General features: G+C 71.2%; 2 protein-coding genes. Both read right to left on the reverse strand.

Annotation, left to right across the window (positions count from 1 at the left end):
- Positions 1 to 121: 121 nt before the first annotated feature.
- A complete protein-coding gene (locus tag ACFVDP_RS05115; protein WP_383483393.1) occupies positions 122 to 3,781 on the reverse strand; it encodes a S8 family serine peptidase in 3,660 nt (1,219 codons plus the stop codon).
- Positions 3,782 to 4,171: 390 nt separating this feature from the next.
- Positions 4,172 to 5,500 (reverse strand): M1 family metallopeptidase, encoded by a 1,329-nt coding sequence (locus ACFVDP_RS05120; protein WP_383483396.1) that lies wholly within the window; start codon positions 5,498 to 5,500, stop codon positions 4,172 to 4,174.
- Between the last annotated feature and the right edge of the window lie 175 nt (positions 5,501 to 5,675).

Here is a 5,675-nt window from a genome sequence, read left to right on the forward strand (position 1 = left end):
ATGCCACCCGCCTCTACGAACCCTGCACCCCAGAAGTGCTACGCTGGGAGTCCACCGAGGCCGATGAGCCACGTCCCGAACCCTCCCCCCCCCCTCCCCCCCGGGCCGCCTGCTCAGCGGTTCACTTCACCTTCACCGCCTCGACGATCTCCTGGGACACCGTGCCGCCCTTGTCGTCCTTCGCGGTCGCCCGCAGGGAGACGGAGGTGGCGTCGCGGGGCACGTTCAGCGTGCCGTTCCAGGAGGCGCCGGAGCCCTTGAGGTCCACGGACTTCCAGGTCTTGCCGCCGTCGTACGACGCCCGCAGGGTGCCGCCGCCGAGGGTGCCGGTGCCGGTCGCGCCCTTGACGTACTCGGCGGACAGGCCGATCGGCAGCCGCGCGCCCGCGCGGACCTTGCCCGCAAGGTCCGTGTCGACGTCGTAGTTGAGATTGATCAGCGGCAGGAACGTGTACGTGTCGTCGGGCGTGGTCCCCGACCGGAACGTCCACTCGGTGTGCGTGGTGGTGCCCACGCCCCAAACGGCCGGGTCGAGCGCCGTGTCGGTGACCACCTTGAACGGCAGTTCGGAGCCGTCGTTGACGCCGAACTGGGCGGTGCTGCCCACCCGCCGCCCCGCGCTCTCGCCGTTCACGAACGCCTCGGTGTACTGCTTCATGCCGGAGTCGGAGCCGTACGGGTCGCCGAAACCGGTGTGGTCGGGGCCGGCGTCGCCCCAGCCGGGGATGTTGAACTGGAGGTCGTCGCCGCGCCGCTGCTGGCCCCAGCCGAGGCCGCTGCCTCCGTAGGGGTGCCAGACCGGCTTGAACCAGTTCCGCTCGGTGTGCTTGCCGGCCCGGTAGGTCACCCGGCCGCTGCGCTCCTCCAGGGGACCGGCGTTGACGGACTCGTGCCACTGCTGGCCGGACTCGACGGAGACGTAGTCGGTGCGGTGCCCGGGGAAGTCGTAGCTCTCCTGGAAGCCGCCCGCGACCGCGAAGGACGGGTCGATCGAGTAGCGGAACTCGCTGCCCGCGGTCTTCTTCTCGCCGTAGAAGGTGGTGTCGACGGTGGCGAGCTCGTGGGAGCCCGGCGCGAAGAGCAGGCTCTTGTCGGGGATGACGCCCTTGTAGCCCTTCGACAGGTCGTAGGAGTACGTGGCGTTCTTGACGCCCGTCATCTCGATCTGCCGACCGTGCTTCTGCTTGTCGAGCAGCCGGTCGAAGTCGGCGTTGGTGACGCTCGCGATCTGCAGCGGGCGGTCGGTGTAGTCGTCGTTGTAGAACGACGTGTTGAGGCGGCCCGCATTGTCGTCCGTGACGAACAGCGCCTTGGCGCCCGCGTCCTGCGCGGCCTGGGCGAGCTGCGCCGGGGTGAGCGTGCCGTCGGCGTGCACGAGGACGCCCTTGCCCTTCGCGTTCTTGCCCCGGTAGTCGGCGGCGGCGCCGGATCCGGCGTTCACGAGGGCGAGCTTGCTCCGGCCCTGGACGAGGGTGGACCCGGGCTGCTCCCACACCTCGTCGACGCCGTCGACGGTGATGTGCGGCTGGGCCTCGCGCCAGGTGGTCCGGTACGCGTAACTGCCGTCGCTCACCGGGTGGGTGGGCAGCGCGTACAGCGTGTCGTACATGATGGGAAGGACGGCCATGCCGAACACGTCGGTGGCACTGTTCCGACGGTCGTACTGGACGAGAGTCTGGTGCGGGTCGGTGTTCTTGGAGACGCGCGTGGCGACCTCGCGCAGCTTCCTGCCGTCGAAGGTGATCTCACGGTCCCGGTCGATCTTCACCTCGGGGTCGGCCAGGTAGGCCACGCCGAGCGAGTCCTTGCCGTGGGCGCCGCGCACGTCGAGGAAGCTGTCCAGGTAGTACGTCCCGGGCTTCAGCCGCAGCGTGGCCGTGCCGGACTCGTCGACCGTCGCGGACAGCGCCTGGCTTCCCTTGGTGAGCTGCTGGTACATGAGGTTGGTCGCGGCCGGCTTGCCGTCGCGGTCCTTCACATGGACGGTGAGCGTGTACCGCTCCTCCTCCTTGACCAGGCCGAAGGAGGTGTGGGCGACAGCCGTGCCGCCCGAACTGGCCACGATCTGGCCGCTGTTGGTGCCGACGGCGGCCTTCGAGCCGTCTCCGGTGACGGTGGTGGAGGCGGTGCCGTGAGCGGGCACGGTCAGCGTGGAGTCGGCGAGCGTGACGACGCCGTCGGCGGCGCCCTGCACCGCGAGGTCCAACGTCACTGCCGTGTCGGAGGAGTTGGAGTAGGTGATCTTCTTGGCGACCGGCTCGTTGCTGTCGTACGGCCAGCGGTAGGAGCCGAGGTCGGCGCTGCCGGTGGCGGTGACCTTCGCGGCGATCGCGTCCGGCACGGAGACCCGTCCGGAACCGGTCGCGTACGCCGAGTCGGAGAGCTGCTTCGAGGACGACATCAGCGCGTCCTTGAGCTGCGCGCCGGTCCAGTCGGGGTGCTCCTGCGCGAGGAGGGCGGCGACACCGGCGACGTGCGGCGTCGCCATCGACGTACCGCTCATGGTGGTGTAGCTGCCGGAGCCCGCCACCAGGGAGGAGCGGGCCGCCAGGATGTCCACGCCGGGCGCGGAGACATCGGGCTTGAGGCCGTCGCCGCCGAGGAGCGGGCCCTGGCTGGAGAAGGCGGCCCGCTCGTCGTCGGCGTCGACGGCGCCGATGGTGAGCGCGGAGTCGGCGGCGCCGGGCGAGCCGATGGTGCCGGGGCCGTAGGCGTTGCCCGCGGCGATGACGAACAGGGCGCCGGTCTCCGCGGAGAGCGTGTTGACCGCCTGGGCCATCGGGTCGGTGCCGTCGCTGCCCTCGCTGGAGCCGAGGCTCATGGAGACGACCTTGGCCTTGATGTCCTTGGCGGCCCACTCCATTCCGGCGATGATCTGCGACTCCGAGCCGGAGCCCTCGTTGCTGAGGACCTTGCCGACGGCGAGGGTGGCGTCGGGGGCGACGCCCTTCTCCTTGCCGTCGGAGGCGGCACCGGACCCGCCGACCGTCGACGTGACGTGCGTGCCGTGCCCGTTGGCGTCGGCGACCTCTTGGCCCTCGATGAACGACTTCGACTCCGTGACGCGCGAGGCGAGGTCGGGGTGGGAGGCGTCGTAGCCGGTGTCGAGGACGGCGACCTTCACGCCCTTGCCGGTGAGTCCCGCCTCCCAGGCCTTCGAGGTGCCGATCTGGGCGTTCGACTCCGCCATGTCGGTGGTGACGCGGCCGTCGAGCCACACCTTGCCGATGCCGTCGGTGTAGCCGCTCTTGGTGGTGAGGTCGTTCCAGAACGTGCGGCCCTTGTCGGCGTCGAGCGCCGCGCCGCCGATGCTGCCCAGCTTGCGGGAGCGCTCGGCGCCCTTGGGGACGGCGGCGGTGGACCGCGCGCTCTTGCCGCCGTAGGTGACGATGAGCGGGGTCGCGTCGGCCTTGCCGTCCGCGAGGCCCTGCCGGATCAGTTCGCTGACGTCGAACAGCCGCGAGTCCAGCTTCCCGGAGGCCAGGTAAGGGGCCGCCTCGTCCGGTACGACGCGTATCGCACCGTCGGTGACCTGGGTGCGGACCAGTCCGGTGGCGCCCTTGGGCCGGGTGACGCCGACGGTCTGCCGGCCGCCGCCGATGTCCGTCACGGTCACCTTGTCGCCGGTCACGAGCGTCACCGTGCGGGCGGCGGCCGCGGCCTTCGTCGTCACGGGTCTCATGGCGTCCGACGCGGCGTGCGCGCCTGCGGCGGGCAGCAGCGCGAACGCCATCCCGGCCGACAGCAGAGCAGCGCCACGGCGTGCGCTTCCTCTTGTCATCTCTGTCTCTCCTCCTGGAGCCGTCGGGCGCGAGGGGTGTGCCCCGAGAGCTGCGAAGAGTGTCGACCGCCGTAGGTCACGGAGAAGGGTTCGCGGCCTGGCGGGATGGCGCCGTGGCACCTTCCCGCCACCGTCGGCGCGTGCCCGGCGGGCCCGTCCGATAGCGTCGCGAACGCACACCGAACGGCGTTCCGAGGAAGAGACAGAGGTCGGCCATGGCGCTTCAGGACCAGCCCGCCCACCTCATCAAGATGCGCGCCAAGCCCGGGCACGGAGACCGGCTCTTCCCTACGCGGCTCTCCCCGCCGACCCGTCCTGAACCGGGCCGCTCACCCGTCACTTCGCTGTTTGCTACGGGCAACACGGTCGGGGACGACCGACCGTCGGTTCTCACGCGGCCGTGAACAGCGGCGGCAGTGCTCTCTCGTACAGCCATGCCTCGAAGAGGCCGTCCAGCGGGCCGGGGGCGAAGCGGGCGGCGTGGGCGGTGAACATCTCTGTGGTGACCACTCCGTGCCGGTGGACGACGGCCCACTCGCGCAGCATCCGGAAGAACGCGGCGTCGCCGAGCGCGCGGCGCACCGCGTGCACGGTGAGCGCGCCGCGCTCGTAGAGGCGGTCGTCGAACATCGACTTGCGTCCCGGGTCGGCCAGTTGGAGGTCCTGGGGCTGGGCGGTGAGCGACTGGTGGGCGTGCAGGGCCAGTTCATGGGCGCGGCGGGCGCCCGAGCGCTCGGACCACAGCCATTCCGCGTACTTGGCGAGGCCCTCGTTGAGCCAGATGTGCCGCCAGTCGGCGACGGTGACACTGTTCCCGAACCACTGGTGGGCGAGTTCGTGCGCGACCAGCCGCTCCGCGCCCCGGGCGCCGTCCACATGGTTGACGCCGAAGAGCGACAACCCCTGTGCCTCGACGGGGATGTCGAGTTCCTCGTCGGTGACCACGACCGCGTACTCGCCGAAGGGGTACGGGCCGAAGAGCTCCTCGAAGAGTTCCATCATCTGCGGCTGGCGGGCGAAGTCCCGGGAAAACTCGGCGAAGAGCCCGGCCGGGAAGTGCCCGGTCTGCGGTACGCCGCTGAGCCCCGGGTCGCCGAGCAGCACCGTCTGGTACTTGCCGATGGACAGGCCGACCAGATAGCTCGACGTCGGCGCGGGCTGTTCGTAGACCCAGGTGGTGGTGGAGGCCCGGGTGGTGCGGGTCAGCAGCCGGCCGCCGATCACCACCTGGTACGCCGAGGGTGCGGTGACGGCGATCTGGTACGCGGCCTTGTCCGCGGGCCGGTCGTTGCACGGGTACCAGGACGGCGCCCCCACCGGCTGGCTCGCGACCAGCGCGCCGTCGGTCAGCTCCTCCCAACCGAGGCCGCCCCACGGGCTGTTGACCGGTCTGGGGTTGCCGGAGTAGTGCACCTCGACGGTGAACGCGGCGCTCGCGGGCAGCGACTTGACCGGGCGCACCCGCAGCTTGCCGCCGCGCAGCGAGTAGTGCGGGGGCCGGCCGTCGACCCGGATGCGGTCGATGCGGAAGTCGCCCAGGTTCAGCTGGAATTCGGCCAGCGGGGCGCGGCCCACGATGGCGCTGAGCCGGGCCGTGCCCGCGAGCCGGTTCGGCACCGGCCGGTAGTCGAGGTCCAGTTCGTAGCGGTGGACCCGGAAGCGGGCGTCACCGTGTCCCGGAAAGTAGGGGTCCGGTGCCGTTCTGTGCTGCCCGCTCACGCCTGGTCCGCTCCCCTGCCCTGTCCTCGTACGCTGCGCCGGCGGGCCGCCGTCGACAGCGGCCCGCCGCCCCCAGGGCGCCAGGCCCCCACCGGGTTCTCCCACCCACGGGTGTCCCCCCGTACCCACCCACCAGCCACGACCCAGGACACAGGGCCCCAGGTCATACGGGGTC

Origin of the sequence: Streptomyces sp. NPDC057694 (genome assembly GCF_042799415.1) — a bacterium.
In the GTDB taxonomy this organism is placed as follows: domain Bacteria; phylum Actinomycetota; class Actinomycetes; order Streptomycetales; family Streptomycetaceae; genus Streptomyces.

Coding starts and splice junctions, on each gene's coding strand:
- ACFVDP_RS05115 (WP_383483393.1), bottom strand. CDS start 3,781: ATGACAAGAGGAAGCGCACGCCGTGGCGCTGCTCTGCTGTCGGCCGGG.